This window comes from Polynucleobacter sp. MWH-UH35A, from assembly GCF_018687075.1.
In the GTDB taxonomy this organism is placed as follows: domain Bacteria; phylum Pseudomonadota; class Gammaproteobacteria; order Burkholderiales; family Burkholderiaceae; genus Polynucleobacter.
Genome location: NZ_CP061285.1, coordinates 1,206,383 through 1,232,220 on the forward strand (window position 1 = coordinate 1,206,383; position 25,838 = coordinate 1,232,220).

Below are 25,838 nucleotides of genomic sequence, written 5' to 3' on the forward strand. Positions count from 1 at the left end.
GAAATCAGTCCAGTCGGTTTTACGTATGCACCTCATTTTAAATCTGAAGCTCGTCCAGACCTACCCATTTATGAACGCCCCTGCTTTATGCCACCAACAATTCCTCTGCAGAGGCATACTTCAGGCCTTGTGCCACCGCAACTGGCATTGATGTCAATACTCCTTTGTGCACGCTCAAACCATTGCGCAAATGCTGATCAATTGAGAGTGCATTGAACACCCCGCGGTTTGCCAAGGCCTCTACAAATGGATAGGTTGCATTTGTTAAAGCAAAAGTAGATGTTCGGGCTACCGCACCCGGCATATTAGCTACGCAATAATGAATCACGCCATCCACTACAAATGTCGGATCTGCATGAGTGGTGGGTTTAGAGGTTGCAAAACAGCCGCCCTGATCAATAGCCACATCTACCACGACCGAACCAGGTTTCATTTTTTTAATCATGTCATTTGATACCAACTTAGGTGCAGCAGCCCCTGGTAGTAATACCGCACCAATCACAACATCAGCCTCACATATCTCTTGCTCAATAAGCAAACTATCTGAGTAGAACGTTCTCACCCGATTGCCATAGAACATATCGATCTGACGTAAGCGTTCAATATCACGATCAAAAATGCATACATCTGCGCCCATACCAACGGCCATTTGCAATGCATTACGACCCACAACACCGCCTCCCAAGATCACAATCTTTGCTGGAGAGACACCAGGCACTCCAGCCATCAGTACACCTAGACCGCCATTGGTTTTCTCAAGGTGGGATGCAGCTGCTTGAATAGACATGCGCCCCGCCACTTCACTCATAGGCGCCAATAAAGGTAAAGCGCCATTCATGGCGGTGACAGTTTCATAGGCAATGCACGTTGCGCCAGATTGCAGCAATGCTTTGGTTTGCTTAGGGTCTGGTGCTAAGTGTAAGTATGTGAACAGAATTTGATTCTCTTTCAACATGGCACACTCCTGCGCCTGAGGTTCTTTGACTTTCACAATCATGTCTGCCCGCTGAAACACCTCTGCCGCACTATTAATTAAATTAGCGCCAGCAAGTCGATAAGTCTCATCACTCAAACCAATTTGCTCACCAGCACCACGCTGTATGAGCACAGAATGCCCCTGCTTACACAGTCCACTAACATTGCCAGGTGTCAAGCCAACCCGAAACTCATTATTTTTAACTTCTTGAGGTACACCAATAATCATTGCTATCTCCTGTTATTTAAAATTACGCTTACTCTTCATTGCCCTTCATTACTCTTACTCACTCTTGCTTGCTGTTTTGCGATGCAAGCCCACGCCATAGAACATCGCCAGATACACACCCAACAAACACGGACCCACTATTAAGGCGATCCGGGCATCCTCATGAAATCCCATCAACACCACTACTAAACCAATAAATGCCAAAGCAAACCACGAGGAATAAGGCCACCAAGGAGCGCGATAAGCCAATTGAGCTACTTGGGCTTTAGATAAGGAGCGTCTGAATTTAATCTGCGTGATTAAGATAGCGATCCAAACCATCAAACCAATAAAGGTCACTGCGGCCATCATGTATTGAAAGGCTTTATCAGGGACAAAGTAGTTCAATACCACGCCTGACATACAAACGCCAACCGTAGTCATTACTGCCCGATGAGGAACGCCATACCTTGAAAGCTTTGAGAAGGATCTCGGGGCATAACCGTTAGACGACAGAGAGTACAAGAGGCGTCCGCCACTAAAGATGCCTGCATTACAGGATGAGAGCGCCGCAGTGATCACAACAAAGTTAATCAAGCCCGCCGCTTCTCGCAGCCCTAATCGCTCAAACATCACAACGAATGGACTACCCTGCTGACCCACTTGATTCCACGGGAAGATTGCCAAAATAACCAGAATGGCACCCATGTAAAAAATCAGAATGCGCCATGCCAGAGAATCGATTGCCATCGGAATAGTTTTTTGTGGGTTCTCAGCCTCACCCGCAGAAAGACCAATCATTTCAATTCCAACATAAGCGAACAACACCATCTGCAGTGACAGCAACATGCCACTGATGCCATTAGGAAAGAATCCACCGTGCTGCCACAAGTTACTGAGGCCGATTGGCTGCCAATTATTGGTAAAGCCAAATAAGATGACTGAACCACCAAGCGCAATCATGGCAACAATGGCCACCACCTTGATGAGCGCAAACCAAAATTCAAACTCACCAAATACTTTGACAGCAATCAGATTAATTAAGCCCATCATCACAATCGATGAAAGTGCCCAGACCCACTGAGGTGTTTCCGGAAACCAAATGCCCATATAGATGCCAACGGCCGTCACTTCCGCAATTCCTACTACGATCCAATAGGTCCAATAACCCCAGCCCACCATATAGCCAGCCAGGGGACCAACATAACTGTTGGCATATGCCGCAAAAGAGCCGGCTACAGGCTCATGTACTGCCATTTCACCTAATGTGCGCAGAACGATAAAGGCAACCAAGCCCGCAAGTAAGTAACCCAAAAGAATTGATGGGCCAGCAATTTGAATTGCGCTTGCCGAACCAAGAAATAATCCAACGCCTATCGTTGAGCCTAAAGCCATCAAACGAATATGGCGTACTTTGAGGTGGCGTTTTAAGCCAGTGTGTTCAGTCTGCAAGAGAGACCTCCTTTCGATTTGCTGTTAGCGATTTACCAACGCAGCAGAGTCTAGGGAGGACTGAGGATGAGCACTAGAGGCTGAAAATTACTAAAGTGACTAATTGAATAAATATGTTTTGGTAAAAATAGAAATGTCTTTTAAATCAATGCGAGACTTGAAATAAATTATTTATGACGGCAAAAGAATCAGTAATTTCCTACAGGGAATCCCCTTAAGGATTTACGGTACTTTTTAAGAAAAACTTATTGCGCGGAAATGAGATTCAGAATTTCTGCAGCGGCAGCTAAGCCGCAAGCAGCAGTCACCATCACAGTAGAGCCATAGCCGGAGCAGGCCAGTCCACCACTAGAAGCCCCAGCGCGTGGCTCATGCGAGTAGACCGCACGAATGCCGATTTTCTTTTTCAGGTTTCGAGAAAATCCATGATCTTGCCGCAACCCCTGTCGCACCTTAGCCAGTAATGCATCTTGCTCCGTACGTGAGAGATCATCACAGCGCACTGAGGTTGGATCAGATTTTCCACCGGCAGCGCCACACATCACTAAGGAGCGATGATTTTTCACAGCCCAAACGGATAAAGCAATTTTAGTTTGCACGGAATCCGTCGCATCCAATACCAAGGCATTTTCTGGAATGAGTTGATCTAAATTTTCGGGCTCCAGAAATTCATCACAGGAAGTCAGCTTGATCTCTGGATTAATTTGCAAAATACGTTGCGTCATCGCCTCTACTTTTGCCTTGCCGTACTGACCCTCCAAAGCATGTAACTGCCGATTGGTATTGCTCTCAGCAATATGGTCAAAATCAATCAAGACAAGATGCCCAATGCCAGTGCGTGCCAATGCTTCTGCCGCCCAAGATCCAACCCCTCCCAGGCCAGCCACCACCACTGTTGCATTCAGAAAGCGCTCACGTAGCTCCGCCCCGTAGAGTCTTGAAACCCCACCAAAACGACGATTCTCTATGCTGTCTTCTGCCCTGTCTTCTGCCTTGTCTTCTGCCATAGCTTCTCTTTATACTGAAAAAATGGACTCCATTGCTCAACTCCGCAAAAACTATACCCTTGGTCAGCTATCAGAGACCGAGGTTCCACATGACCCTCTACAGCTATTTCAGCTCTGGTTTGAACAGGCCATGAAGGCAGAGTGTCCGGAACCCAACTCCATGACCCTAGCAACAGCGGACCAAGCTGGCAATCCATCAGCTCGTATTGTCTTACTAAAAGGTGCCGATCAAAATGGCTTTACCTTTTTTACCAACTACGAGAGCCAAAAAGGTCGTGACTTAGCAATACGCCCTCAGGCAGCGCTACTCTTTCATTGGCATGAATTAGAGCGTCAGGTCCGCATTCAAGGCGTTGTCGAGAAGGTTAGCCCTAGCGAGAGTGATGAGTACTTCCATTCCCGTCCGGCCGCCTCCAGAATTGGTGCCTGGGCCTCGCCCCAGAGCGCCGCCATTCCAAATCGCGAATTCCTAGAAGAAGCAGAAAAACGCTTCAAAGCAGAATTTGGTGACAAACCCCCTCGCCCAGAGCATTGGGGTGGATACCGCTTATATCCTACGGAAATTGAATTTTGGCAGGGTCGCCCCTCTAGACTGCATGATCGAATGCACTACAAGCGAGAAGAAAACCAGTGGCGAATAAATCGCCTTGCCCCTTAAGATTTTTCTTAAGAATACTGGGGTGCGATGAGCGATTTAAATTTCGCTCTGAATTTCGCTAGCTTAGGCGCAACCACTGCCATGCAATATCCTTGATTAGGGTGTTGCTGAAAATAATTCTGGTGATAGTCTTCTGCGGGATAAATTGTTGGCGCAACATCGATCTGCGTCACCACAGGATTAGAGTAGATTTTTGAATCTTCCAACTCCCCCACTACCTCATGTGCAATCTTGGATTGCTCTTCACTATGTGTAAAGATCACAGAGCGATATTGTGCGCCGTGGTCATTGCCTTGATAGTTCAAAGTAGTTGGATCGTGAATGACAAAAAAGATTTCTAATAAATCCCTGAATGAAACCACCTGCGGATTAAATAAGATGTCGACAATTTCCGCATGACCAGATACACCAGTACAGACAGTTTCATAAGTTGGGTTCGGCCTTGCGCCTCCCGCATACCCAGAAACCACTGACTGAATACCAGTAATTTGCTGATAAACCGCCTCAAGGCACCAAAAACAGCCTCCGCCTAGGGTGGCCCGCTCTAAAAAGGGTTCGTTTTTATCTAAATTTGCTTCCATGGCTTTATCCTAATACCTTATTCAAAAGCCTGCCAACCAATAATCCACTATGAATCGCTTCACCATCCAACTCGACGAAATCAAAGCAGCCTTCGCAGCCGAACCCAATCCTACGATTGAAGTGCGGTTGGATCGCATTGCTCGCATCGAAAAAATGATCGAGGTTAATGAAGACAAAATATGTAAGGCCCTTGAGGCAGATTTTGGTGTACGCCATCCGGTAGAGACAAGACTTGCGGAATGCCAAATGATTTATCAGGCATGCAAACATACCCGCAAGCATCTTAAGGAGTGGATGAAACCCGAACAAAGAGACGTCCCCTTCCATATGGGTGATTCACAAGCTTGGGTTGAAAGTCAGCCACTAGGTGTAGTTGGTATTTTGAGTCCATGGAATTATCCAGTGCAGTTAGCACTCATTCCTGCGATTGCTGCTTTTGCGGCAGGCAATCGGGTGTGGCTCAAGCCTTCTGAACGCAGCTCACGCACTTCAGGATTTATTGCCAACCTGATTCAAGAATATTTCCACCCCACAGAATTTTGCGTTACCACCGGTGGCCCCGATGTTGCAGAACAATTCGCCGCCCTGCCTTTTGATCACCTCTTCTTTACTGGCTCAGGAAATATCGGCAAAAAAGTGATGCGCGCTGCCGCAGAAAACTTGACCCCGGTAACTCTAGAGCTCGGTGGCACCACACCAGTCATTATTGATTCCAGCGCAAAACTCAAGGATGCTGCTGCCTCAATTATTTATGGCAAATTGCTTAACGGAGGGCAAACATGTATTGCGCCCGATTACGTATTGCTCGAGCCAAATATTCAAGAAACAATTATTCAAGAGTTGCAAGCTGCGGCTCAGACGCAATTTAGCAAGCCCGAAGAATTCACCGGCCCGATTGATGAACGGCAACTGGAATATTGGCAACACTTAATCAGTGATGCAGTCGATCGTGGCGCAAAAGTCATCCCCCTGCTCAATAATCCTGGAGCTGGAGCAAGGCCATTCGAGCCGATTGTGCTCACAAACGTTTCACCAGAAGCACGAGTACTGCATGAAGAAATCTTTGGGCCCATCTTGCCGATTGTGACGATTGCCGATACCGCTGCAGCAATTGAGTATGTAAACAATAAACCGAACCCCCTCGCTTTGTACTGGTTTGGCAAAGACAAGCAAAACCTAAAACGCGTTTTAAGTGAAACTCGCTCTGGCGGCGTTACTGTCAATGACACCCTTTTGCATATCACGATTGAGGATCTGCCTTTTGGTGGTGTTGGGGCAAGCGGTATGGGGAGCTATCACGGTAAAGCTGGCTTTGATACCTTTAGCCATCAAAAGTCGATTTTGGAAGTGCGCGGCTTCTTTGGTTTGAATCTCTTTAAAGGGACCAAAACAGCGCGCCCTCCTTACGGAAAAATGACCGAATGGTTATTGCACTATTTGAAGTAACACCTCAAATTAGCAGCAAACGAATTGCAAACCCGATAAACAAAATGCCGGCCAATAACCAAAGTGCCGCGGCTAAGCGTGGGCGAGCCTGAAAGAATTTCAGAGAGGCCTGCCCTACACCGATCAGACACGCCAAATAGCTCATACTCATCACCTGCAGCACAATAGCAAGATAAAAGAAGGTATGTAAGGGTCGGACAAAATCAGGTCGAATAAATTGCGAAAAGAAAGCGATAAAGAAAAAAATTGCTTTGGGATTAGTTAACGAGAGCGTCAATGCAGCCACTAGTGGATGCAATTGCATCAAACGCATTTGTATCTCATACGCTTCAGAGTCTGCACCCAATTTCCAGCGTTGCAGTCCGCTACGCAAAAGCCCATAACCCATCCAAGCTAAGTACACAGCTCCGAATGTACGCACAAGACTAAAGAGAATGGGTGAAGAAATCAGAATAGATGCAGCTCCCAAAACAACAGCCATCATTAACACTGAGTCACCGATAAAGATTCCAAGCGCACCCCATGCACCAGAGCGCCAACCCTTTTGAATGGCAATTGTTAAGACATAAAGGGAGTTTGGGCCAGGCAACAAAATAATGAATAAGGTCCCAAGTAGGTAACTTGAGAAATCGACTATTCCTGCATTCGCTGGTGATAAGAGACTATATGAGAGCCATTCCATATCCTTATCATAATTAATTCGGGAAAACCCTTGTAATTACTTGCTCAAACTGTCATAATGAGGGGCTTTTTTAAGCAATTTGATTCATCGCCCCCCAGCTCTATTTCAGCGTACCGTTTAGAAGTCATAAACACCGAAGTTCATAATACGCGCTGCCGCTTGTCTGATGGTCGATGCCTTTGACCATCGCACCTTATAAAAACTATGGGTGCAACATACGGAGACATCCCTAAAAGGGGATGTGTAATAGCATGACTTTTTCTAAAGAAACTAAACATGAGCCAAAAGACGCAAGTCGCGGCTCAAAGAGCGCTGGTAATGAATTCCAGAATTTCGCCCTCGCGGCATCACTCCTTAAAAACGTTGCTGAACTGGGTTTTACCCAAGCTACCAATGTACAGGCACAGGTTATTCCTGCAGCCTTATCTGGTGGTGACTTATTGGTCAGCAGCCAAACCGGTAGCGGTAAAACCGCAGCCTTTTTATTACCTTTAATTAACCAACTCATCGAAGACAACCCGAATAACTCACCTGTACCAGGTCGCGCACAACCTAAAGTGCTAGTGCTCTGCCCTACCCGTGAATTAGCACAACAGGTTGCTGCAGATGCGGTGAACTTAGTGCGTGGCATGAAGGGCATTCGTATTGCTACTGTGATGGGTGGCATGCCTTACGGCAAGCAAATCCAGGCACTAAAAGGTGCTTTGTTAGTGGTTGCAACTCCAGGTCGCTTACTAGACTTGTGTGATAGCAAAGCGATTCGCTTAGACGACGTAAAGCAACTCGTTATCGACGAAGCTGATCGCATGCTCGACATGGGATTTGCGGATGATCTCGAGGCAATTGATAAGCGTTGCGCAGGCCGTAACCAAACTTTGATGTTCTCCGCAACTTTCGCGCCAAAGATTATGTCTTTAGCAAACGAGTTGACTACAGATGCCAAGCGTATTGAACTTGCTCACGCAGGTGAAAAGCACGCCAACATTGAACAGAAGTTGCATTGGGCTGACAGCATGTCACACAAGCATAAGTTGCTTGAGCACATTTTGGCTGATGCTGATTTGGATCAAGCAGTTGTGTTTGCGAGCACTCAAGTTGAGAGCGAAAAAATTGCTGACACATTACGTGCTAACGGCTACGAAGCTACTGCTCTTCACGGTGCAATGCCTCAAGCTGTGCGCATGCGTCGTCTCGAGTCCTTACGCAAAGGTCACACCAAGATTTTGGTTGCAACTGACGTAGCAGCTCGCGGTATTGATGTGCCACGCATCAGTCACGTGATTAACTTTGGCTTGCCAATGAAACCGGAAGACTATACGCATCGTATCGGCCGTACTGGTCGTGCAGGTCGTAATGGTGTTGCTATCACTTTGGTCGAGCATCGTGATCGCGCGAAGATCCGTAATATCGAACGCTTCACACAGCAAGATATTGTCGCTTCAGTCATTTCCGGTCTTGAGCCACAAGCCAAGCCTAGCTTTGGCGGTGGCAATCGCTCTGGTGGCGGACGTTCAGGCGGTGGTGGTCGTTCAGGCGGCGGCTTCGGCGGCAATCGCTCAGGCGGTGGTGGCGGTCGTTACGGCTCAGGCGCTCGTTCGGAATCTCGCTTTGGCGGTGGTGGCTCAGGCGGCAATGCTGGCGGCGGTCGCTCAGGCGACTCACGCCCAGCGCGCTCCGCTGATTCACGTCCATCACGCTTTGGTGATTCGCGTCCAGCGGGTGGCCCACGTTTTGCCAAACCTAAGTCTGGCGGTCAACGTCGCAACTTTAGCGGTAGCTAAAAATGATTCACCGTAATCGCCTCCGTTCTGCATGGAATCGAGTCGGTTCCGGTGAAATCCATCGGGCGCCCCGCAAATGGCAAGCTTGGTTAAGCGATACCGGATCTCTCACTCAAAAAATTGAAAAGGCGATTGGGCAAAAGCTAGAAGTTCAGGTTTTGCGTGACTGCCCTCAATCACTCAATAGCGACGAAAGTCGCTATTTTCATTTCAAGATCAGGCGCTGTAGAGTGCGTGAGGTACTGCTTTGCTCTAATGGTGTGCCTTTGGTAATGGCGCACAGCGTCATCCCCACCTTTAGTTCCAGCGGTAGTAATCACGCCATTTTGCGTTTAGGTTCCAAACCCTTAGGAGCGGTGTTATTCAGTAAAACCCGCAAGCATTCCAAAGCAAAGCCACCGCGGGACATTGCCCGCCTCGATAAAGGCAGTGAACTATGGAAAAAATGCTCTAAAAACTTTGCAGGTTTATGCTCGCCTTTGTGGGCGCGACGCACTCTCTATCGCTTAAAGGGTCATCCTATCTTGGTGATTGAAATCTTCTTACCTGCCCTATTAGAGGCTGCAAAGTTCTAGTTACTTGCTTTGACTTTTAGATTGTCAACCAAGCTAAGGTTGATTTCACCAAGGCTTCATCGCCTGGTTCGCTAGTAAAGACTTCTCCAAACCCAATCATCTCTGCCGCATCCGCAATATTGTGATGTGGGCAAAGTGCACTGGCACTATTGAGGTTGTACGTAAATTGATCTTTTATCACCTCACCAAGATAGCGCACGGCTTCTGATGAGGTCAGCAACCATAGCGATTTACTCAAATCCATTTCTCGCACAAGTTGCCAAGCTGGATTATCAATATCTAAGGGCACTCGACTATATGTAGAAATGGTCTCTACAGTAGCGCCCGCCTTGAGCAATGTTTCTGCAAGCCAATCGCGGCCACCCTCACCTTTAAAGATCACTACTTTTTTATTGCGCCAATTCCACTGCAAAGCTTGGAGCTCTTGCCACAAACCCTCAGAGTCCCACTGCTCATTATTTTTAGGAATGATGATGGGGGTGGGATTGTCTTCTGAGCCAATGCCGTGATTCTTTAGAGCTAAATGACTACTACCGCCCATCACACCAATTGGAATAATCTTTTTAGAAAAGTCTTGCCAATCTCGCTCCAATAAACGCATCACACTCTCGATGGCGTTCGGGCTGACAAAGATCGCCAGATCCGCATTACTCAAAGACGTGGCGATATGATCCGCTAAATGTTCATCTGACTTGGGAACGATAGTTAGTAAAGGCAAGGACAGTATTTCTGGGAGGGTGCGCTTACCAACACCACTTGCCTCAATGGCCCGAGTGAGCACTTCAATCAGCTGGCGCGCCTGACCGCTTGGTCTGGTAACGACAATAGTTTTAGTGCTCATCGCTACAAATACTTTTATTTAGAAATCTTGGGGATCAAATCTGCCGCGCCCTGAGACAGCAAGTCTTTTGCTACAACAAGTCCCAAAGCTTCAGCGTCTGCCACAGATTGCACTACCCCAATTCCATTCGCCAAACAAATGGCTTTGCCATCAACGCTTGCCACAAAAGATCGAATGCTCATTTGGTTCTGATCCCATATAGCATGAGCAGCAAGGGGTACTTCGCATGATCCACCTAGTTGACGTGACACCATACGCTCAGCAGATACTGCGAATAAAGTAGGTAAGTCATTTAGTGGAGCAAGCCATTGCTTGATATTGGGATGCTTGCTTAAAGTTTCGATACCAAGAGCACCCTGACCTGCAGCTGGCGTGTAAGGATCGTAAGGCAAGAAGGCGCGAATACGTGACTCCAAGCCTAAGCGCTTTAAACCAGCGGCCGCCAAGATGATGGCCTGATACTCGCCTTTGTCTAACTTACCCATGCGGGTATCTAAATTACCGCGCAATGGTTGAATGATGAGATGAGGAAACTTAGCGCGCAAAACGGACTCGCGGCGCAGACTGGATGTACCTACTATTGCGCCGCTAGGAAGCTCTTCAAGGTTGGCGTAATTATTGGAAACAAAAGCATCACGTGCATCCTCCCTAGCCATCACGCATGAAAGGTCAAATCCCTCAGGCATCACCATAGGAACATCCTTCAGGGAGTGAACTGCCAGGTCAGCACGACCGTCTTCGAGAGCGGTTTCCAACTCCTTCACAAAAAGGCCCTTACCACCCACTTTAGAGAGAGCCCTGTCCAAAATCTGATCCCCACGGGTAGTCATCCCCAAAATCTGGACATCGCAGCCTGGATAGAGCTTTTTGAGGCAATCTCGGACATGCTCAGCCTGCCACATAGCCAGGCGACTTTCACGGGAAGCAATGACTAGGCGCTTGGGGGCGGCCGGAAAAGCGGATGAGGGGGTGGAATTCAGGGTTTGGGACATAACATTTAAAATAATCAAAGACCTACACCAATATACTGTGTTTATGAGCTCATCAAATAATTCCTTAGCCAACAAAGCCCAAGCTTGGTCGGCCCGTTTTGCAGAACCCGTTGACGAACTTGTTCAGCGTTATACCGCTTCTATTGGCTTTGATCAACGCTTTGCGATGGTTGATATTGCCGGCTCATTAGCCCATGCCGAAATGCTAGCCAATCAAAAGATCATTAGCACCCAAGATTTGGCTGATATTCAGAAGGGAATGGCTCAAATTAAGAGCGAAATCGAGTCTGGTCAATTTAATTGGCAACTGGCCCTCGAAGATGTGCACCTCAATATTGAAGCCCGTCTCACTGAATTAGTAGGCGACGCTGGCAAACGTTTACATACTGGACGCTCACGCAATGACCAAGTGGCGACTGATTTGCGGCTTTGGTTGCGTGCTAGCGTGGACGACATTGCGGTCACACTCAAATCTTTACGTGTGGCACTTTTAGATTTGGCAGAGAAGTATGCATCGACGATCATGCCTGGCCATACGCATTTGCAAGTAGCGCAACCGATTACTTTTGGCCACCACTTAATGGCCTATTACGAAATGTTTAGCCGTGACGCAAGTCGCTTAACTGACTTGCGCGCCCGCTTTAATCACTTGCCTTTAGGTGCCGCTGCATTAGCAGGAACTACTTACCCAATCGATCGCGAGCAAGTCGCCAAGGCGCTTGGGTTTGATGGCATCTGCAATAACTCCTTGGACGCAGTATCTGATCGTGACTTTGCGATTGAGTTCTGCGCCTTTGCATCGATTTTGATGATGCACATATCGCGCCTTTCTGAAGAGCTCATCCTTTGGTTGAGCCCACGCTTTGGCTTTATTGATCTACCAGACCGCTTTTGCACTGGAAGCTCAATCATGCCGCAAAAGAAGAATCCCGATGTCCCAGAATTAGCTCGTGGTAAGACGGGTCGCGTTTATGGCGACTTGATTTCTTTACTGACGCTCATGAAGGGTCAGCCCCTCGCATACAACAAAGATAATCAAGAGGACAAAGAGCCTTTATTTGATGCGGTAGATACCGTACAAGATACTTTGCGTATTTTTGCCGACATGGTTCCACACATTGAAGTTAAAGCCGAAGTGATGAAGAAAGCTGCCGAAGAAGGTTTTGCAACAGCAACCGACTTGGCTGACTATTTAGTTAAAAAAGGTCTGGCATTTCGTGACGCACATGAAGCAGTAGCGCATGCCGTTAAAGCCTGTGTTGGCAGAAACTGCATGCTGACTGACTTAAGTCTTTCTGAATTGCGTTTTGCCTGCGGTTTAGATAGTCGACCCGAACTGATCGGCGACGATGTGTTTGCGCTACTGACTGTTGATGGCTCCGTCCAATCTCGCCAACATGCTGGCGGTACTGCGCCAGCCCAGGTAATTGCCGCTGTTAAACGGGGTCGCGCAGACCTCTAAAGTGCATGGGGTTTTGGTCCAAACTCTCTGCAGGCATTGATCGTGTAAATCAGCTTCTGGGTAAGGCAGCCAGCATCATGATTTTGCTGTCCTGCGTTGTATCTGCGCTAAATGCCCTGCTGCGCTATGGCCTAGACGTCAGCAACAACTGGCCATTGGAACTTCAGTGGTACCTCTTTGCAGCTGCGGTCATGCTAGGCGCATCCTACACTTTGAGGCGCAATGAGCATGTGCGAGTCGATTTAATTTACTCTCAGCTTTCTGATCGTGGCCGTTTGTGGGTAGACCTTTTTGGCTTCATTCTTTTTTTGATGCCGGCCTGTCTTCTGTTCGCATGGCTCTCATGGACTACGCTCTTTTATCCATCTTGGTTGGTGATGGAGCATTCATTGAATTCTGGCGGTCTCGCACGCTACCCTATTAAATTTGTTGTTCCATTTGGTTTCTTCATGCTCAGCCTGCAAGGAGTTTCAGAAATCATCAAGCGTATCGGCGCCCTTAGAGGCGAGATTACCTTACCAGCTGAAGACCTTCATTACGAAAAGCCCATGCAATGATTCCATTGGAGTGGATGCCGCCCCTCATGTTTGGTGGACTGATTGTCTTTATGCTGATTGGCTTTCCGGTCGCATTCTCGTTGATGGCAGCAGGATTATTTTTCTCCCTGATTGCAATTAGTGAAGGCTTTTTTGGTATCGCATTCTTGCAGGCCATTCCGCAACGCATCTTTGGTAGCGTGCTGGCCAACGATCTACTGCTGGCTATTCCCTTCTTTACCTTTATGGGTGCCATCTTGGAGCGCTGTGGTCTTGCCGAAGAGATGCTGGACTCGATGGGGCAACTTTTTGGACGTATTCGGGGCGGCCTCGGTTACTCCGTCATCATCGTTGGTTTTATATTGGGCGCCATTACTGGCACAGTAGCTGCTCAGGTGATTGCTATGGCGATGATCTCCTTACCAGTGATGATGCGTTACGGCTACAACATGCGCTACGCCACCGGCGTTCTAGCCGCCTCAGGAACCATTACTCAACTGGTACCGCCATCCTTAGTACTCATTGTTTTAGCAGATCAACTCAAGACGCAAAGCGGCAGCGCCGATGTCGGCAGCATGTACCTTGGGGCGTGGGGTCCATCGCTTTTACAAATTGCCCTATTTGCTCTTTACACCTTCTTCCTAAGTCGTGTTCGCCCCGATTATTTGCCGCCAGTGCCAGAAAGCGACCTAACACTCAAGGGATGGGCGCTGTGGAAAAAGTGTCTACTGGGAATCATCCCTTCTGCCGTTCTGATCTTCTTGGTTCTAGGCACCATCATGACTGGCATTGCCACACCCACAGAGTCTGGTGCCATGGGTGCAATGGGTGCACTTTTATTGGCGTGGCTACGTAGAGCTAGCATTCCGAACCTCAAAGGCCTAGTACAAGAGGCTTATCAGAACACCATGCGGATTACTGCGATGGTAGTTTTCATTCTGATTGGCTCTACCTGCTTCTCGGTGGCATTCCAAGGCGTGGATGGCGGCTTTTGGGTTGAAGAGCTGTTTTCTAATTTACCTGGTGGCTGGATTGGCTTTTTGATTGTTGTGAACTTATTTGTTTTTTTCTTAGCCTTCTTCTTAGACTTCTTTGAGATCGCCTTCATCGCTGTACCCATGCTGGCACCAGTAGCAGTGAAGCTACTTTCACCAGTGTTGCTCGAGTCCATGAATGGCAATCCTCAAGCAGCAGCAAGTGCTGCACTGGTTTGGTTCGGTGTCATGCTCTGTGTAAACATGCAAACCTCCTTTATGCATCCGCCATTTGGTTTTGCCCTTTTCTACCTCAGGGGCGTGGCACCCAAAGAGGTGAAGAGCAGTGATATCTATTGGGGAGCCTTGCCCTGGGTTGGCCTGCAATTAATCATGGTTGTTTTGGTGATCGCCTTCCCGTCGCTAGTAACAACTCTTCTGGATAAGCCTGCTGCTGTGATTCAGAGCCAGGACTTTAACTTCACTGGCGAAGAAAATAAACCAGATGCCCCAGCCTCTAAAGTGGATGAGGATGCTCCGGTGACCTTTCAACTGGATAAGCCGGTTAAATAAGCAGCCACATAGCTATTCATAGTGATATCGACAAGCAATTATTACAAGCTGGTCTTTTTCAATTGCATACACTAGCCGATGTGCATCATCGATTCTTCTTGACCAAAATCCTGACAGACTCTCCCTAAGCTCCTCTGGTTTCCCAATACCATCCTGTGGATTTCTTAAGGCATCTTTAATTAAAGAGTTAATACGCTTTAAGGTTTTTTTGTCCTGCCCCTGCCAATACACATAGTCAGACCATGCTGCATTTGTCCACACCAGCCTACTTAGCATCCACCAAGGCCTTTGCTTTGATGTGCCCTTTGCGATATTGCGCCAAAGATTTCTCCAGATGTTTAACGTTAGCGGGAGATTTTAATAAGTGGAGTGTTTCCATCATGCTGTTATAGGTATTCAAAGACATCACTACAGCATCTTCTGCATCTCTGCGCGAGATAACAGCAATGTCACAATCTGCCACTACCTGATCAATTACTTGCTTAAATTGATTTCTTGCGTCAGAAAAATTAATGATCCTCATCATGCCCCCAAACCTGTACAATATATTAGACAAGTATAGAGAGTCTTCTTGCTCTGCGCAAGTAAAAAACCCCGCAAATGCGGGGTTTTAAATATCAAGCTTGTTTCGATCAAAGAGTGATATCACGCTCTTGCCTTACGCAGTCTACGTAGTATTCACTCTTGCCATCGACATTGGCTTTAACCAATCCGTGGATATCCGATTCAAACCCAGGGAACCTCTCATTGAAGTCTCTAGCAAAGTAGAGGTAGTCAATGATGCGTTTATTGAAGCGCTCGCCAGGAATCAGCAAAGGAATGCCTGGAGGATATGGTGTTACCAACATTGCCGTTACGCGCCCCTCGAGTTGGTCAAGTGGTACACGATCAACTTGTTTGTGCGCCATCTTTGCCCATGCCTCTGAAGGCATCATGGCTGGAACCATGTCTGAGGTATACATCTCAGTGGTCATGCGCGCTACATCACGACTCTTATAGAACTCATGAATTTGTTGACAGATATCTTTTAAGCCTACGCGCTCATAGCGTGGGTGTTTGGCAACAAACTCAGGTAGCACTTTCCACAAAGGTGCATTTTTATCAAAGTGGTCTTTGAACTGCTGCAACTCAGTGACAAGCGTATTCCAACGACCTTTGGTAATGCCGATTGTGAACATAATGAAGAAAGAGTACAGACCGCACTTCTCTACAATAACTCCGTGCTCAGCAAGATACTTTGTCACAATGCTCGCTGGAATGCCCATCGAACCAAAGTTACCCTCAATATCTAAACCAGGCGTGACTACTGTTGCCTTAATAGGATCGAGCATGTTGAAGTCTTTGGCTAACTTACCAAAGTCATGCCAAGCAGCGGAAGGCTCTAAGACCCAATCGGAGCGCTCACCAATACCCTCTTCTGCTAAATGATCTGGGCCCCAGACCTTAAACCACCAGTCAGCTCCAAACTTATCATCTACTTCACGCATCGCGCGGCGGAAGTCCATTGCCTCGGCAATAGACTCTTCAACTAGGGTAGTACCGCCAGGAGATTCCATCATGGCCGCCGAGACGTCGCATGACGCAATAATTGCGTACTGAGGACTAGTCGAGGTGTGCATCAAGTAAGCCTCATTGAAACAATCACGATCTAGCTTTGCATCTTCTGCATCCTGCACCAACACCTGGGATGCCTGCGATAAACCCGCAAGCAGCTTATGTGTTGACTGTGTTGCGAACATTAAACTTTTCTTGGTGCGCTTGCGATCCGCTCCGATGGCATGCATATCCTTGTAGAAAGGATGGAAGGCAGCGTGTGGCAACCATGCTTCATCAAAATGCAGAGAGTCGACTTTGCCATCCAGCATCTCTTTGATCATTTCAACGTTGTAAACGATGCCGTCATAAGTGCTTTGCGTCAAAGTCATCACACGGGGTACTACATTCTTATCCTTAATGAATGGATTGGCATCAATCTTCTTCTGAATGTTCTTCCACCCAAACTCTTCTTTCGGAATCGGACCGATGATGCCTAAGTGATTACGGGTAGGCATTAAGAAGATGGGGATCGCACCCATCATGGTGATGGAATGAATAACTGACTTATGGCAATTGCGGTCTACCAATACCACGTCGCCAGGGGCAACAGTGGAATGCCAAACAATTTTGTTTGAAGTCGATGTGCCGTTGGTCACAAAGAACATATGATCTGCGTTAAAGATCCGCGCCGCATTGCGCTCACTCTGCAACACTGGACCAGTATGGTCCAAAAGCTGACCTAATTCTTCTACCGCATTACACACGTCAGCACGCAGCATGTTTTCACCAAAGAACTGATGGAACATACGCCCTACTGGGCTCTTTAGGAATGCAACGCCGCCCGAGTGACCGGGGCAATGCCAAGAATACGAACCTTCAGAGGCGTAGTTAGTTAACGCACGGAAGAATGGTGGCGCCAGAGAATCCAAATACACCTTTGCTTCACGAATAATGTGACGCGCAACAAACTCAGGTGTATCTTCATTCATATGAATAAAGCCGTGTAACTCACGCAAGATGTCATTCGGCATATGACGTGAGGTGCGAGTCTCGCCATACAAGAAGATTGGAATATCTTCATTACGCTTACGTACTTCGGTAATAAAAGCACGTAGGTTATTTAAAGCTGGAAGATCATGATCTTCAGAATCGGAGTCGAATTCTTCATCATCGATCGAAACGATGAAAGTGGATGCACGAGAAGCTTGTTGAGCAAATGAAGTCAGATCACCATAGCTGGTTAAGCCAATAACCTCCATACCCTCATTCTCAATCGCCTCGGCGAGGTCGCGAATTCCTGATCCGGAAATATTCTCGGAACGGAAGTCCTCATCAATAATGATGATTGGGAAACGAAATTTCATAAATACTCCCCTACTAACTTGTCCGATGTATTCGGAACCCACTTATCAAAATTAGTGAGATCAATAACTCGATCCCCATCTGGTAATGCTGTGACTATATCGATGAATGTTGCATTTTGCTGCACATCCCTAGGCAAGTACACATGGCGCGCATACACTTGGTTTGCTAAGCTTTCGTGATAGCCCGTAAAGGTAATCAGTAAATGCCATTGACGCTCAATAGCCGTTTTACCCAAATAGTCCTTTAGGGTGCTTGTCTCATCCACGCTATGCATTGCAGTCCAAGTTAATGAGAACACTGGACTCTCAGAGCGATGTAACTGCAACTCAACTGAGCGGCGATAGCGCTCACCTTCACTGGTCATGCTCTCGGCAATCAACCACAAACGTAATTGCGCCTCCACAATGTGCGAGCTCCGATCATTAGCAACCCGAAACTTAAATGTTTTTACGCCATCATGGCTTCCAACCACAGCCACTTTAGAAAAGCGTACGCCAGCAGTGGGCCTAGTAAAGCGTGCAAAAGCTAAACCTGTTGTCAGAGCAGAGTAAACAATTCCAAAGAAGGCTTCAAAAGTCACAATGGCATTTGGCCAACTACCCACTGGCGTCATGCGACCGTAGCCGATTGTTGCCATAGTCTGTACGCTAAAGAAAAAGACGTCTAGCAAGGAATCAGGACGGGCATGGGTAATAGCGCCTTCGCCACAAGCCAAATACGCTACTGCAAACAAAAGGTTAGTACCTAGATAAACTAAAACAACCAGCAGTAAGAAGCTGGTCCAACTTGTACCAAGCAGCCAGTGATAAAAATCATTTTCTGGTCGCGCCATTTCAGAGCGCGAAAGTGTGGCGCGATATTCGTCTAAGTTAATCCGTGCGGGACGGCGATTAAATAAAAATTTACGCACTGCCGTTACGGCTTAGGTCTTAGGCAGGGTAACGCCCCGCTGACCCTGGTATTTACCGCCACGATCTTTGTAAGACGTACCACATACCTCATCGCTCTCAAAGAAGAGCACTTGAGCGCAACCTTCACCTGCGTATATCTTGGCAGGTAATGGAGTGGTGTTTGAGAACTCTAGCGTGACATAACCTTCCCATTCTGGCTCGAATGGAGTCACGTTTACGATGATGCCGCAACGTGCATAGGTGCTCTTGCCTACGCAAACAGTTAATACACTGCGTGGAATCTTGAAGTACTCCACTGTTCTTGCTAGTGCAAATGAATTTGGTGGAATGATGCAAACATCGCCCTTGAAATCAACGAATGATTGTTCATCGAAATTCTTCGGATCAACGATGGTGCTATTGATGTTGGTGAAGATCTTGAATTCGTCCGCACAACGAATGTCATAGCCATAGCTTGATGTGCCATAGCTGACGATTTTGTTGCCGGCGGCGTCTTGGCGAACTTGCCCAGGTTCAAATGGGCTGATCATGCCTTGCTCGCCCATGCGGCGGATCCAGTGGTCAGATTTAATAGTCATGGCCGAATTGTAAAACCTTCGCCCTTACCTGCCCATGAATTTATTGGGGTTTTTGGGTAAAAACGACCCTCTCGGGAGCGTTATAGATCTCGAAGTGTTTACCAGAGCAGCGGGAGAGGATAGTCAGATTGGTCTTGCGTGCCAACTCGAGGCCCATCAAAGTGATCCCTGACCGAGTCAATAGGAAAGGAATGCCCATCTGAGCACCTTTGATGACCATCTCGGAGGTCAGGCGCCCAGTAGTAAAGAAAATGAGATCCCTCCCGGGTTTATTGGCCAACCACATCAAGCCAGAAATCGAATCAACCGCATTATGACGACCAACGTCTTCAATGAAATGCAGAAGACGTACACCTTCATTGCCGTCTCGCTCAAAAACGGCGCAGGCATGGACCGATCCAGACTTCTTGTAAATCGTGTCATGGATCCGGATTGAGTCAATCAAAGCAACTATTGCCTCCTGGGGCAAGGTTGGGCCTTCGGGAAGCTGGATCTCAGACATCTCTTCAATCAAGCCGCCAAACATCGTGCCCTGACCGCAACCTGTCGTCACGACCCGCTTACTCGTTAGAGCATCTATATCGACCGTGCTTCGGCGGGTTTTCACCGCAGCTGAATCTGTCTCCCAGTCCACCTGGATACTTTCGATATCGTCCGGTGACTCCACTAGGCGCTGATTACGCAAATAGCCCAGAACCAAGGCCTCCGGGGCGCTACCCAAGGTCATCAGCGTCACCACTTCACGCTTATCTAGGTAGATAGTTAAAGGACGCTCACCAGGAATATGCGTCTTTTTGAGACGCCCCATTTCATCCATAACCTCAACCTCATGCACAACAGGCACGGAAGCACAGGTCATCTGAATAGTGGGTTTTGCTGCCATAAATACACTCTCGGGGTCGAACTCAAAGGAAGTTTATCGGGGTTTATAAAGACTTCATGGAGCTTTACTTTAACCGCAGACTAAAATCAGTGCATAAGCCAGCATAATTGGGTGCTGTACCGTATTTAGCTGTTTAACCCCCTAAATTAAGTCCGCATTACATGAGCAGTTCTCAACGCCGCCTTCTTGTTACCTCCGCCCTACCGTACGCCAATGGTCAGATCCATATCGGCCATCTCGTGGAGTATGTTCAGACCGATATTTGGGTTCGCTTTCAGCGCATGCGTGGTCACGAAGTGCATTACGTTGGCGCTGATGACACACACGGCACCCCAATTATGTTGCGTGCTGAAAAAGAAGGTCTCACCCCAAAAGAATTGATCGCCAATGTTTGGAAAGAGCATAAGCGTGACTTTGATAACTTTCTTATTTCTTTTGACAACTACTACACAACCGATAGTCCGGAGAATAAAAAATTATCACAAGATATTTACATCAAGCTACGTGATGCTGGCCTGATTGAGAAGCGTGCAATTGAGCAAGCCTACGATCCAGTGAAAGAAATGTTTTTACCGGATCGCTTTATCAAAGGCGAGTGTCCGAAGTGTGGCGCTAAAGATCAATATGGCGACAACTGTGAAAAATGTGGCGCAACGTATTCCCCTACTGATCTAAAAAATCCTTTTTCAGTAGTCAGCGGTGCAACACCAATTAAAAAAGTTTCTGATCATTACTTCTTTAAATTGTCCGATCCCCGCTGCGAGGAATTTTTACGTGAGTGGACTCAAGTAAAAACACCATTGCAGCCCGAGGCTCGCAATAAGATGAAAGAATGGGTTGGCCAGCCAGGGGAAAGCAAGCTAGGTGACTGGGATATCTCCCGCGATGCCCCATATTTCGGCTTTGAAATTCCCGATGCGCCTGGTAAATACTTCTATGTCTGGCTTGATGCCCCTATCGGCTATTACGCCAGCTTCCTTAACTATTGCCAGGCTAATGGCCTTGATTTTGAAGAGTGGGTCAAGCCTGATACGAGTACTGAGCAATACCATTTCATCGGCAAAGATATTTTGTATTTCCATACTCTCTTCTGGCCAGCAACGTTACAGTTTTCAGGTTATCGCACACCGACTAATGTATTTGCTCATGGCTTTTTAACCGTTGACGGTGAGAAGATGAGTAAGTCACGCGGCACCTTGATTTCTGCCAACAGCGTGATTGAGTGTGGCTTTAATCCCGAATGGTTCCGTTATTACTTTGCAACCAAACTAAACGACAGTATGGAAGATTTAGATTTGAATCTCCAAGACTTTGTTGCGAGGGTTAATAGCGACCTTTTAGGTAAGTACATTAATATCGCAAGTCGTAGCGCCGGCTTCTTAGTCAAACGTTTTGGTGGAATTGTTTCTGACGAAGCAATGAATAATCCTTTGCTAAAAGACATTGCCGCAGCAAGCGAGAAAATTGCTGAACTCTATGAGGGGCGCGAATACGCAAAAGCACTGCGCACGGTGATGGAACTTGCTGATAAGGTAAATGGCTTTGTGGATGAGAACAAACCTTGGGAAATCGCCAAAGATCCAGCACGTGAAGCGGATTTGCAGCGAGTTTGCAGCATAACCCTGGAAGCTTTCCGAATGCTCAGCCTCTATATGAAGCCAGTCATTCCTCAGGTAGCTGCAGGGGTTGAGGAATTCCTATCCTTGGCACCCCTGACTTGGGCAGACATTAATACCCCGCTTTCCAGCAAAAACCCGATCAAGACCTATAAACACCTCATGACCCGCGTGGAAGCCCCACAAATTGAGGCTTTGCTAGCGGCAAACTTGTAAAAATAGCCCTAAAAAGCACCTATAATGAGGGTTGTAGTCCCCAGGTAACTTTTCGAATTAATTTTATAAGTTATTGAATTTATTGAGTATTTTAGGAAATGCCATGGCAAGATATCAATCCGAATTCACCCAGTTCTTAAATGAACTCAAGGCCGAGCGTCCATACCTCGAAGCTGAACAGCAAGCAGGTCGCGCCCTACTTTGGGACAAAGAGCCATTGAGCGTAGAAGACCAACGCCGCGCTAAAGCTGCAAAACTCAAACAACGCGCTTACGTGTATTCGAATGACTAATTCTGTAGGTGCATCAGGCAATGAGCCAAGCGCTCAGCCCATGTCTGATTTATTGGATAGCACTCCCTCTGTTACCGATGGCATGTCGGAAGCGTTCGCCAAGCTCTATGGCGAGCCGCTCTTTAAGCTCCCTACCGATCTTTATATTCCGCCTGATGCGTTGGAAGTTTTTTTAGAGGCGTTTGAAGGTCCCTTAGATTTATTGCTGTATCTAATTCGCAAACAGAACTTCAACGTTCTCGATATTCCGATGGCGCAGGTAACTCAACAGTACCTGAGCTATATCGATCAAATTCGTCATCACAATCTTGAGTTAGCCGCCGAATATCTACTCATGGCAGCCATGTTGATTGAAATTAAATCTCGCATGCTTCTGCCAATGAAGAAGGCAGATAGCGAAGAAGAAGTAGAGGATCCGCGTGCTGAATTGGTACGCCGCCTCTTGGAGTACGAGCGCATGAAACTTGCTGCGCAAGAACTTGATCAGATTCCCCAACAAGGTCGTGACTTCCAAGTGGCTCATGGCTATGTTGACACCACTATTGCTATTGCCTGGCCAGACGTCAATGTAGAAGATTTGCAAATGGCGTGGCGTGATGTACTCCATCGCGCCAAACTCACTCAGCATCACACCATTACCCGTGAAGAGCTATCAGTACGCGACTTTATGACACGCATCTTGCGGCGTTTGCAAAGCACCAAGTTCGTAGAGTTCGGTGAGTTATTTGAAGATGCGATCAAGTCTGGCAAAGGTATTCCAGTGGTGATCGTCAATTTCATTGCAATGCTTGAGCTCTCACGTGAAGCATTAGTAGAGATCACACAAGCTGAGCCATATGCACCTATTTACGTGCGCCTTGCCTATACCCCTGTTGCATGAAAATTATTAGCGACATACAAGAATTACGCGACCATTTAAGAGGTCAAAACCGTGCATCGTTTGTACCAACCATGGGAAATCTGCACGAAGGCCACCTTTCATTAATGCGCTTGGCTAGGCAACATGGCGACCCTGTTGTGGCCAGCATTTTTGTGAACCGCTTGCAGTTTGGTCCTAATGAAGATTTTGATAGCTACCCGCGTACCATGCAGGCGGATATCGACAAACTGGAAAAAGAAGGTGTCTACATCCTATTTGCGCCTACTGAGCGGGATCTCTACCCACAGCCACAAGAATATCGAATCGATCCACCACAGCAATTAGGCGACATCCTTGAGGGCGAGTTTCGACCAGGCTTTTTTAAAGGCGTTTGTACGGTTGTTCTCAAACTCTTTTCTTGTGTACAGCCCAAGGTTGCTGTGTTTGGCAAAAAAGATTACCAGCAACTGATGATTATTCGTCAGATGGCTAAGCAGTTTGCTTTACCAGTCGATATCGTTCCTGGTGAGACGATTCGTGCAGAAGATGGTCTTGCCCTTTCTTCACGCAATGGCTACCTATCTGTTGAGGAGCGCGCTGAAGCCCCAGAACTACAAAAGGCATTGAGAGAAGTTCGTGAACACGTTCTTGCACTAAAAGATCGTTCCAGCCAATCCATCTCGGAAATTGAGAGAGCAGCAGTTGCCTCTTTAGCAAAACGCGGTTGGCAACCTGACTATATCGCCATTCGCCAGCAAAGTGATTTAGCACCTGCCTCTAACGAACGCTTGGAAGCCGGTGAGCCCCTCGTTATTCTGACAGCAGCCAAGCTTGGCAAAACTCGCTTGATTGATAACTTAGAGATTTAATTCTCTATCGGTAACACCTGATTATTGGGGCTCTGCAGAGCAACAGCTGAAATAAATAAGCCCACTGAAAAAGCCAATACCAAAGCAGTATCGAAAACGACATTGCCGCTATAAAAATTAATAGCGCCATAATTTGGCCCTAAAAATGGTAGCACCAATGGATATACCAAGGTGTAGACATAACCCGCAGCCAATCCGCCAATAAAACCAAACAGCGCATCAATACTGCCATAACCAATTGCCATCTCAAGGGTGCCGGGACAATAACCCAGCATTCCCACACCAATTCCGAAAAGCAGCCCTCCGACCACAACCCCCACCACATAGAAGGGCTTAACACTCACAACGGCATCACCAAGGCTGTACTCTATAAAAAAGGCCACGCTAGATATTGATAGGGCAAAAAGCAAGATTTGAACTGCTTCAAAATTTTTCAAGACCCCTACAGAGAGAATCTGATCAGAGCAAAACAAATGGGATTTATAGGCCAAGAAAGAAAAGACGAGTCCTGCAATAAAAGCTAGCAACATATCAGCTCTTTTTGTAGAAGAATTTTGTGAAAGCAAAATACGATAGCGCTACACAAATAGCAAACACTAAGCTGCTGACAGCCATTTCCATATTTCCAGACAAAATATGCCCGCTAGCACAACCGTCCGCAATACGGGCTCCCAAAATTAAAATAAATCCACCCAAAAAGGAATAAGCCAATCTTTTTATACTCGATTTACCTTGGTACCTTCCCCAAAGTGCTGGGACGCAATGCATCTTAAATTTCTTAGTCCAGATCGCAATACACAAAGAGCCGATAAATCCCCCAAGTAGAAACCACATCTCCCAGGAGCCAGCTTTATCGATCGATTTAAAGTAGATTGAATTCTGCAGGTCAAATAAAAGTCCTGCAATATAGGGGTAAGAAGTGGATGCGCCAATCGGTCTATTCGAAACAAAGATATTGGTAATTGCCACATTCAGCAATCCAATGGCGCCACCAATCCATAGGGCGCGCTTCGTAGAACCAATGAACTTCATAAACCTAAAGGGTCAAGAACTGCCCGACTTCTAGCTTCAGTTCTTTAGCCAATTCAGCACCAGTGACTTTGCCTGCAGCGCCTTTCGCTTTCAGGACCTCAATCTGTCCACCGTGACAAGTAACGAAAAAAGAGTCCAAAGTAATTTGGGTCACTTCACCAGGCTTACCTTTGACGGCGCCAAATGTAGCTGCTACGTGCTTGTGGCAATCGTAGATCTGAATCTTTTGTTCACCGAACTTCGTCCAAGCACCTGGAGCAGGATTGCATGCACGAATCACGTTATAAATCTGACTGATGTGGGTTGCCCAATGAATCTGCGCAGCATTCGCATCAAACCAACCTTCGTAATTCGCTTGCGATTCATCCTGAACTAATTCTTGATGCTTTCCTGAGACCACAAGATCAGCAGCCTCTAGTAACGCTTTTACGCCAATTGGAAAAAGATGATCAAAGTAAATTTTTCCCAATGTGTCGTTAGGTCCAATAGCGACTTCTTTCTGCAAAATCACTTCCCCTTCATCCAACCCATCAGATGGGCGGAAGATGGTTAATCCTGTTTTCTCTTCTCCCAATGCAATCGCCCAGTTAATGGCGCTAGGACCACGATATTTGGGCAGTAACGATGGGTGATATTGAATAGTGCCGTGCTTCGGAATCTTGACCAGCTCTTGCGGCACAAACTGTATGACATAAGCCATTACACAGATGTCTGCATTCGCATCAATCATGGCTTGAGCAGCCTCTGGGTCCTTTAAGGAGGCAAATTGCAAGGGACTTAAGCCCCTTGCTAGCGCCGCTTCTTTTAGAACCTCGGGTTTGCTAGATTTGGGATTATCAGGTGGGCAGAAGACGGCAACCACTTCATCACCGCGATCCAAAAAAGCCTCTAATGCGGCTTTACCAAAATCTGCACTCCCAATCAAAGCAACCCGCAT

General features: G+C 47.1%; 27 protein-coding genes. 11 read left to right on the forward strand and 16 right to left on the reverse strand.

Annotated features, from left to right (window positions below; all coding sequences use genetic code 11):
• Positions 1-85 precede the first annotated feature (85 nt).
• From ald to ICV36_RS06305, 3 genes are all read right to left on the reverse strand, one after another.
• Positions 86-1,204: an alanine dehydrogenase gene (ald, locus tag ICV36_RS06295; RefSeq protein WP_215399837.1), complete on the reverse strand. Its 1,119-nt coding sequence runs from the start codon at positions 1,202-1,204 to the stop codon at positions 86-88.
• 54 nt (positions 1,205-1,258) lie between these two features.
• Positions 1,259-2,635 carry an amino acid permease gene (locus ICV36_RS06300; RefSeq protein ID WP_215399839.1) on the reverse strand — a complete coding sequence of 459 codons (1,377 nt, stop codon included), beginning with the start codon at positions 2,633-2,635 and terminating at the stop codon, positions 1,259-1,261.
• A 245-nt stretch (positions 2,636-2,880) separates the two neighbouring features.
• Entirely contained in the window at positions 2,881-3,642 is a 762-nt protein-coding gene (locus ICV36_RS06305; protein ID WP_215399841.1) for a ThiF family adenylyltransferase, read from the reverse strand.
• Between the two features lie 22 nt (positions 3,643-3,664).
• Here ICV36_RS06305 and pdxH point away from each other — a divergent pair, with 22 nt between their 5' ends.
• Complete coding sequence (gene pdxH / locus ICV36_RS06310) at positions 3,665-4,300, forward strand: pyridoxamine 5'-phosphate oxidase (RefSeq protein ID WP_215399842.1); 636 nt, start codon at positions 3,665-3,667, stop codon at positions 4,298-4,300.
• A gap of 8 nt (positions 4,301-4,308) precedes the next feature.
• Here pdxH and msrA read toward each other — a convergent pair whose 3' ends face one another.
• Positions 4,309-4,881: a peptide-methionine (S)-S-oxide reductase MsrA gene (gene msrA, locus ICV36_RS06315; RefSeq protein WP_215399844.1), complete on the reverse strand. Its 573-nt coding sequence runs from the start codon at positions 4,879-4,881 to the stop codon at positions 4,309-4,311.
• 49 nt (positions 4,882-4,930) lie between these two features.
• On the opposite strand from msrA, the gene ICV36_RS06320 reads away from it, so the two are divergent.
• Entirely contained in the window at positions 4,931-6,328 is a 1,398-nt protein-coding gene (locus tag ICV36_RS06320; protein WP_215399845.1) for a coniferyl aldehyde dehydrogenase, read from the forward strand.
• Between the two features lie 4 nt (positions 6,329-6,332).
• Here ICV36_RS06320 and leuE read toward each other — a convergent pair whose 3' ends face one another.
• Positions 6,333-7,010, reverse strand: coding sequence for a leucine efflux protein LeuE (gene leuE, locus ICV36_RS06325; RefSeq protein ID WP_215399847.1), 678 nt, complete (start codon positions 7,008-7,010; stop codon positions 6,333-6,335).
• Positions 7,011-7,261: 251 nt separating this feature from the next.
• On the opposite strand from leuE, the gene ICV36_RS06330 reads away from it, so the two are divergent.
• Positions 7,262-8,791, forward strand: coding sequence for a DEAD/DEAH box helicase (locus ICV36_RS06330; RefSeq protein WP_215399848.1), 1,530 nt, complete (start codon positions 7,262-7,264; stop codon positions 8,789-8,791).
• Between the two features lie 2 nt (positions 8,792-8,793).
• Positions 8,794-9,366, forward strand: coding sequence for a chorismate lyase (locus ICV36_RS06335; protein WP_215399850.1), 573 nt, complete (start codon positions 8,794-8,796; stop codon positions 9,364-9,366).
• Positions 9,367-9,382: 16 nt separating this feature from the next.
• Here the strand turns inward: ICV36_RS06335 and ICV36_RS06340 are convergent, their stop codons facing one another.
• Positions 9,383-10,207: a uroporphyrinogen-III synthase gene (locus ICV36_RS06340; protein ID WP_215399852.1), complete on the reverse strand. Its 825-nt coding sequence runs from the start codon at positions 10,205-10,207 to the stop codon at positions 9,383-9,385.
• 14 nt (positions 10,208-10,221) lie between these two features.
• Complete coding sequence (gene hemC, locus ICV36_RS06345; RefSeq protein ID WP_215399854.1) at positions 10,222-11,199, reverse strand: hydroxymethylbilane synthase; 978 nt, start codon at positions 11,197-11,199, stop codon at positions 10,222-10,224.
• Between the two features lie 43 nt (positions 11,200-11,242).
• Between hemC and argH the strand changes: the two genes are divergently transcribed.
• From argH to ICV36_RS06360, 3 genes are read left to right on the forward strand one after another with little or no spacing between them, the layout of a single operon-like run.
• Positions 11,243-12,661: an argininosuccinate lyase gene (gene argH / locus ICV36_RS06350; protein ID WP_215399856.1), complete on the forward strand. Its 1,419-nt coding sequence runs from the start codon at positions 11,243-11,245 to the stop codon at positions 12,659-12,661.
• A gap of 5 nt (positions 12,662-12,666) precedes the next feature.
• Positions 12,667-13,218: a TRAP transporter small permease subunit gene (locus ICV36_RS06355; RefSeq protein ID WP_215399858.1), complete on the forward strand. Its 552-nt coding sequence runs from the start codon at positions 12,667-12,669 to the stop codon at positions 13,216-13,218.
• Positions 13,215-14,744 carry a TRAP transporter large permease subunit gene (locus ICV36_RS06360; RefSeq protein ID WP_215399859.1) on the forward strand — a complete coding sequence of 510 codons (1,530 nt, stop codon included), beginning with the start codon at positions 13,215-13,217 and terminating at the stop codon, positions 14,742-14,744. The genes ICV36_RS06355 and ICV36_RS06360 overlap by 4 nt, the downstream gene beginning before the upstream one ends.
• A 12-nt stretch (positions 14,745-14,756) precedes the next feature.
• Here the strand turns inward: ICV36_RS06360 and ICV36_RS06365 are convergent, their stop codons facing one another.
• From ICV36_RS06365 to ICV36_RS06390, 6 genes are all read right to left on the reverse strand, one after another.
• The gene (locus tag ICV36_RS06365; RefSeq protein ID WP_215399860.1) at positions 14,757-15,020 is read right to left on the reverse strand and encodes a Txe/YoeB family addiction module toxin; all 264 of its coding nucleotides are present in this window, start codon (positions 15,018-15,020) and stop codon (positions 14,757-14,759) included.
• The gene (locus ICV36_RS06370; protein ID WP_215401590.1) at positions 15,010-15,267 is read right to left on the reverse strand and encodes a type II toxin-antitoxin system Phd/YefM family antitoxin; all 258 of its coding nucleotides are present in this window, start codon (positions 15,265-15,267) and stop codon (positions 15,010-15,012) included. Before ICV36_RS06370 ends, ICV36_RS06365 begins: the two co-directional genes overlap by 11 nt.
• A 109-nt stretch (positions 15,268-15,376) precedes the next feature.
• Positions 15,377-17,644 (reverse strand): arginine/lysine/ornithine decarboxylase, encoded by a 2,268-nt coding sequence (locus ICV36_RS06375; protein ID WP_215399862.1) that lies wholly within the window; start codon positions 17,642-17,644, stop codon positions 15,377-15,379.
• Positions 17,641-18,555, reverse strand: a complete 915-nt coding sequence (locus tag ICV36_RS06380) for an ion channel (RefSeq protein ID WP_215399863.1) — start codon at positions 18,553-18,555, stop codon at positions 17,641-17,643. The genes ICV36_RS06375 and ICV36_RS06380 overlap by 4 nt, the downstream gene beginning before the upstream one ends.
• A 12-nt stretch (positions 18,556-18,567) precedes the next feature.
• Positions 18,568-19,134, reverse strand: coding sequence for a dCTP deaminase (dcd, locus tag ICV36_RS06385; RefSeq protein WP_071464932.1), 567 nt, complete (start codon positions 19,132-19,134; stop codon positions 18,568-18,570).
• Positions 19,135-19,174: 40 nt separating this feature from the next.
• Positions 19,175-20,017, reverse strand: a complete 843-nt coding sequence (locus ICV36_RS06390; protein ID WP_215399865.1) for a formate dehydrogenase accessory sulfurtransferase FdhD — start codon at positions 20,015-20,017, stop codon at positions 19,175-19,177.
• A 161-nt stretch (positions 20,018-20,178) separates the two neighbouring features.
• Between ICV36_RS06390 and metG the strand changes: the two genes are divergently transcribed.
• From metG to panC, 4 genes are all read left to right on the forward strand, one after another.
• Positions 20,179-21,849 carry a methionine--tRNA ligase gene (gene metG / locus ICV36_RS06395; RefSeq protein ID WP_215399867.1) on the forward strand — a complete coding sequence of 557 codons (1,671 nt, stop codon included), beginning with the start codon at positions 20,179-20,181 and terminating at the stop codon, positions 21,847-21,849.
• Positions 21,850-21,952: 103 nt separating this feature from the next.
• The gene (locus ICV36_RS06400) at positions 21,953-22,141 is read left to right on the forward strand and encodes a DUF3460 family protein (protein WP_215399868.1); all 189 of its coding nucleotides are present in this window, start codon (positions 21,953-21,955) and stop codon (positions 22,139-22,141) included.
• Between the two features lie 40 nt (positions 22,142-22,181).
• A complete protein-coding gene (locus tag ICV36_RS06405) occupies positions 22,182-23,021 on the forward strand; it encodes a ScpA family protein (protein ID WP_371743217.1) in 840 nt (279 codons plus the stop codon).
• A complete protein-coding gene (gene panC, locus ICV36_RS06410) occupies positions 23,018-23,869 on the forward strand; it encodes a pantoate--beta-alanine ligase (protein WP_215399871.1) in 852 nt (283 codons plus the stop codon). The genes ICV36_RS06405 and panC overlap by 4 nt, the downstream gene beginning before the upstream one ends.
• Here the strand turns inward: panC and ICV36_RS06415 are convergent.
• From ICV36_RS06415 to ICV36_RS06425, 3 genes are read right to left on the reverse strand one after another with little or no spacing between them, the layout of a single operon-like run.
• Entirely contained in the window at positions 23,866-24,399 is a 534-nt protein-coding gene (locus tag ICV36_RS06415; RefSeq protein ID WP_215399873.1) for a YeeE/YedE thiosulfate transporter family protein, read from the reverse strand. The genes panC and ICV36_RS06415 overlap by 4 nt on opposite strands.
• 1 nt (position 24,400) lies before the next feature.
• Positions 24,401-24,901: a YeeE/YedE thiosulfate transporter family protein gene (locus ICV36_RS06420; RefSeq protein ID WP_215399875.1), complete on the reverse strand. Its 501-nt coding sequence runs from the start codon at positions 24,899-24,901 to the stop codon at positions 24,401-24,403.
• Between the two features lie 4 nt (positions 24,902-24,905).
• Positions 24,906-25,838: a methionyl-tRNA formyltransferase gene (locus ICV36_RS06425; protein WP_215399876.1), complete on the reverse strand. Its 933-nt coding sequence runs from the start codon at positions 25,836-25,838 to the stop codon at positions 24,906-24,908.

What these genes read in the sequence shown, in the direction of transcription:
- ICV36_RS06370 (WP_215401590.1), bottom strand. Translation starts at nt 15,267, where the DNA reads ATGAGGATCATTAATTTTTCTGACGCAAGAAATCAATTTAAGCAAGTA.
- ald (WP_215399837.1), bottom strand. Translation starts at nt 1,204, where the DNA reads ATGATTATTGGTGTACCTCAAGAAGTTAAAAATAATGAGTTTCGGGTT.
- ICV36_RS06355 (WP_215399858.1), top strand. Translation starts at nt 12,667, where the DNA reads ATGGGGTTTTGGTCCAAACTCTCTGCAGGCATTGATCGTGTAAATCAG.
- hemC (WP_215399854.1), bottom strand. Translation starts at nt 11,199, where the DNA reads ATGTCCCAAACCCTGAATTCCACCCCCTCATCCGCTTTTCCGGCCGCC.
- ICV36_RS06335 (WP_215399850.1), top strand. Translation starts at nt 8,794, where the DNA reads ATGATTCACCGTAATCGCCTCCGTTCTGCATGGAATCGAGTCGGTTCC.
- ICV36_RS06360 (WP_215399859.1), top strand. Translation starts at nt 13,215, where the DNA reads ATGATTCCATTGGAGTGGATGCCGCCCCTCATGTTTGGTGGACTGATT.
- pdxH (WP_215399842.1), top strand. Translation starts at nt 3,665, where the DNA reads ATGGACTCCATTGCTCAACTCCGCAAAAACTATACCCTTGGTCAGCTA.
- ICV36_RS06415 (WP_215399873.1), bottom strand. Translation starts at nt 24,399, where the DNA reads ATGTTGCTAGCTTTTATTGCAGGACTCGTCTTTTCTTTCTTGGCCTAT.
- ICV36_RS06405 (WP_371743217.1), top strand. Translation starts at nt 22,182, where the DNA reads ATGTCTGATTTATTGGATAGCACTCCCTCTGTTACCGATGGCATGTCG.
- dcd (WP_071464932.1), bottom strand. Translation starts at nt 19,134, where the DNA reads ATGACTATTAAATCTGACCACTGGATCCGCCGCATGGGCGAGCAAGGC.
- ICV36_RS06340 (WP_215399852.1), bottom strand. Translation starts at nt 10,207, where the DNA reads ATGAGCACTAAAACTATTGTCGTTACCAGACCAAGCGGTCAGGCGCGC.
- ICV36_RS06420 (WP_215399875.1), bottom strand. Translation starts at nt 24,901, where the DNA reads ATGAAGTTCATTGGTTCTACGAAGCGCGCCCTATGGATTGGTGGCGCC.
- metG (WP_215399867.1), top strand. Translation starts at nt 20,179, where the DNA reads ATGAGCAGTTCTCAACGCCGCCTTCTTGTTACCTCCGCCCTACCGTAC.
- ICV36_RS06330 (WP_215399848.1), top strand. Translation starts at nt 7,262, where the DNA reads ATGACTTTTTCTAAAGAAACTAAACATGAGCCAAAAGACGCAAGTCGC.
- msrA (WP_215399844.1), bottom strand. Translation starts at nt 4,881, where the DNA reads ATGGAAGCAAATTTAGATAAAAACGAACCCTTTTTAGAGCGGGCCACC.
- ICV36_RS06305 (WP_215399841.1), bottom strand. Translation starts at nt 3,642, where the DNA reads ATGGCAGAAGACAAGGCAGAAGACAGGGCAGAAGACAGCATAGAGAAT.
- panC (WP_215399871.1), top strand. Translation starts at nt 23,018, where the DNA reads ATGAAAATTATTAGCGACATACAAGAATTACGCGACCATTTAAGAGGT.
- ICV36_RS06400 (WP_215399868.1), top strand. Translation starts at nt 21,953, where the DNA reads ATGGCAAGATATCAATCCGAATTCACCCAGTTCTTAAATGAACTCAAG.
- ICV36_RS06365 (WP_215399860.1), bottom strand. Translation starts at nt 15,020, where the DNA reads ATGCTAAGTAGGCTGGTGTGGACAAATGCAGCATGGTCTGACTATGTG.
- leuE (WP_215399847.1), bottom strand. Translation starts at nt 7,010, where the DNA reads ATGGAATGGCTCTCATATAGTCTCTTATCACCAGCGAATGCAGGAATA.
- ICV36_RS06375 (WP_215399862.1), bottom strand. Translation starts at nt 17,644, where the DNA reads ATGAAATTTCGTTTCCCAATCATCATTATTGATGAGGACTTCCGTTCC.
- ICV36_RS06425 (WP_215399876.1), bottom strand. Translation starts at nt 25,838, where the DNA reads ATGCGGGTTGCTTTGATTGGGAGTGCAGATTTTGGTAAAGCCGCATTA.
- argH (WP_215399856.1), top strand. Translation starts at nt 11,243, where the DNA reads ATGAGCTCATCAAATAATTCCTTAGCCAACAAAGCCCAAGCTTGGTCG.
- ICV36_RS06390 (WP_215399865.1), bottom strand. Translation starts at nt 20,017, where the DNA reads ATGGCAGCAAAACCCACTATTCAGATGACCTGTGCTTCCGTGCCTGTT.
- ICV36_RS06320 (WP_215399845.1), top strand. Translation starts at nt 4,931, where the DNA reads ATGAATCGCTTCACCATCCAACTCGACGAAATCAAAGCAGCCTTCGCA.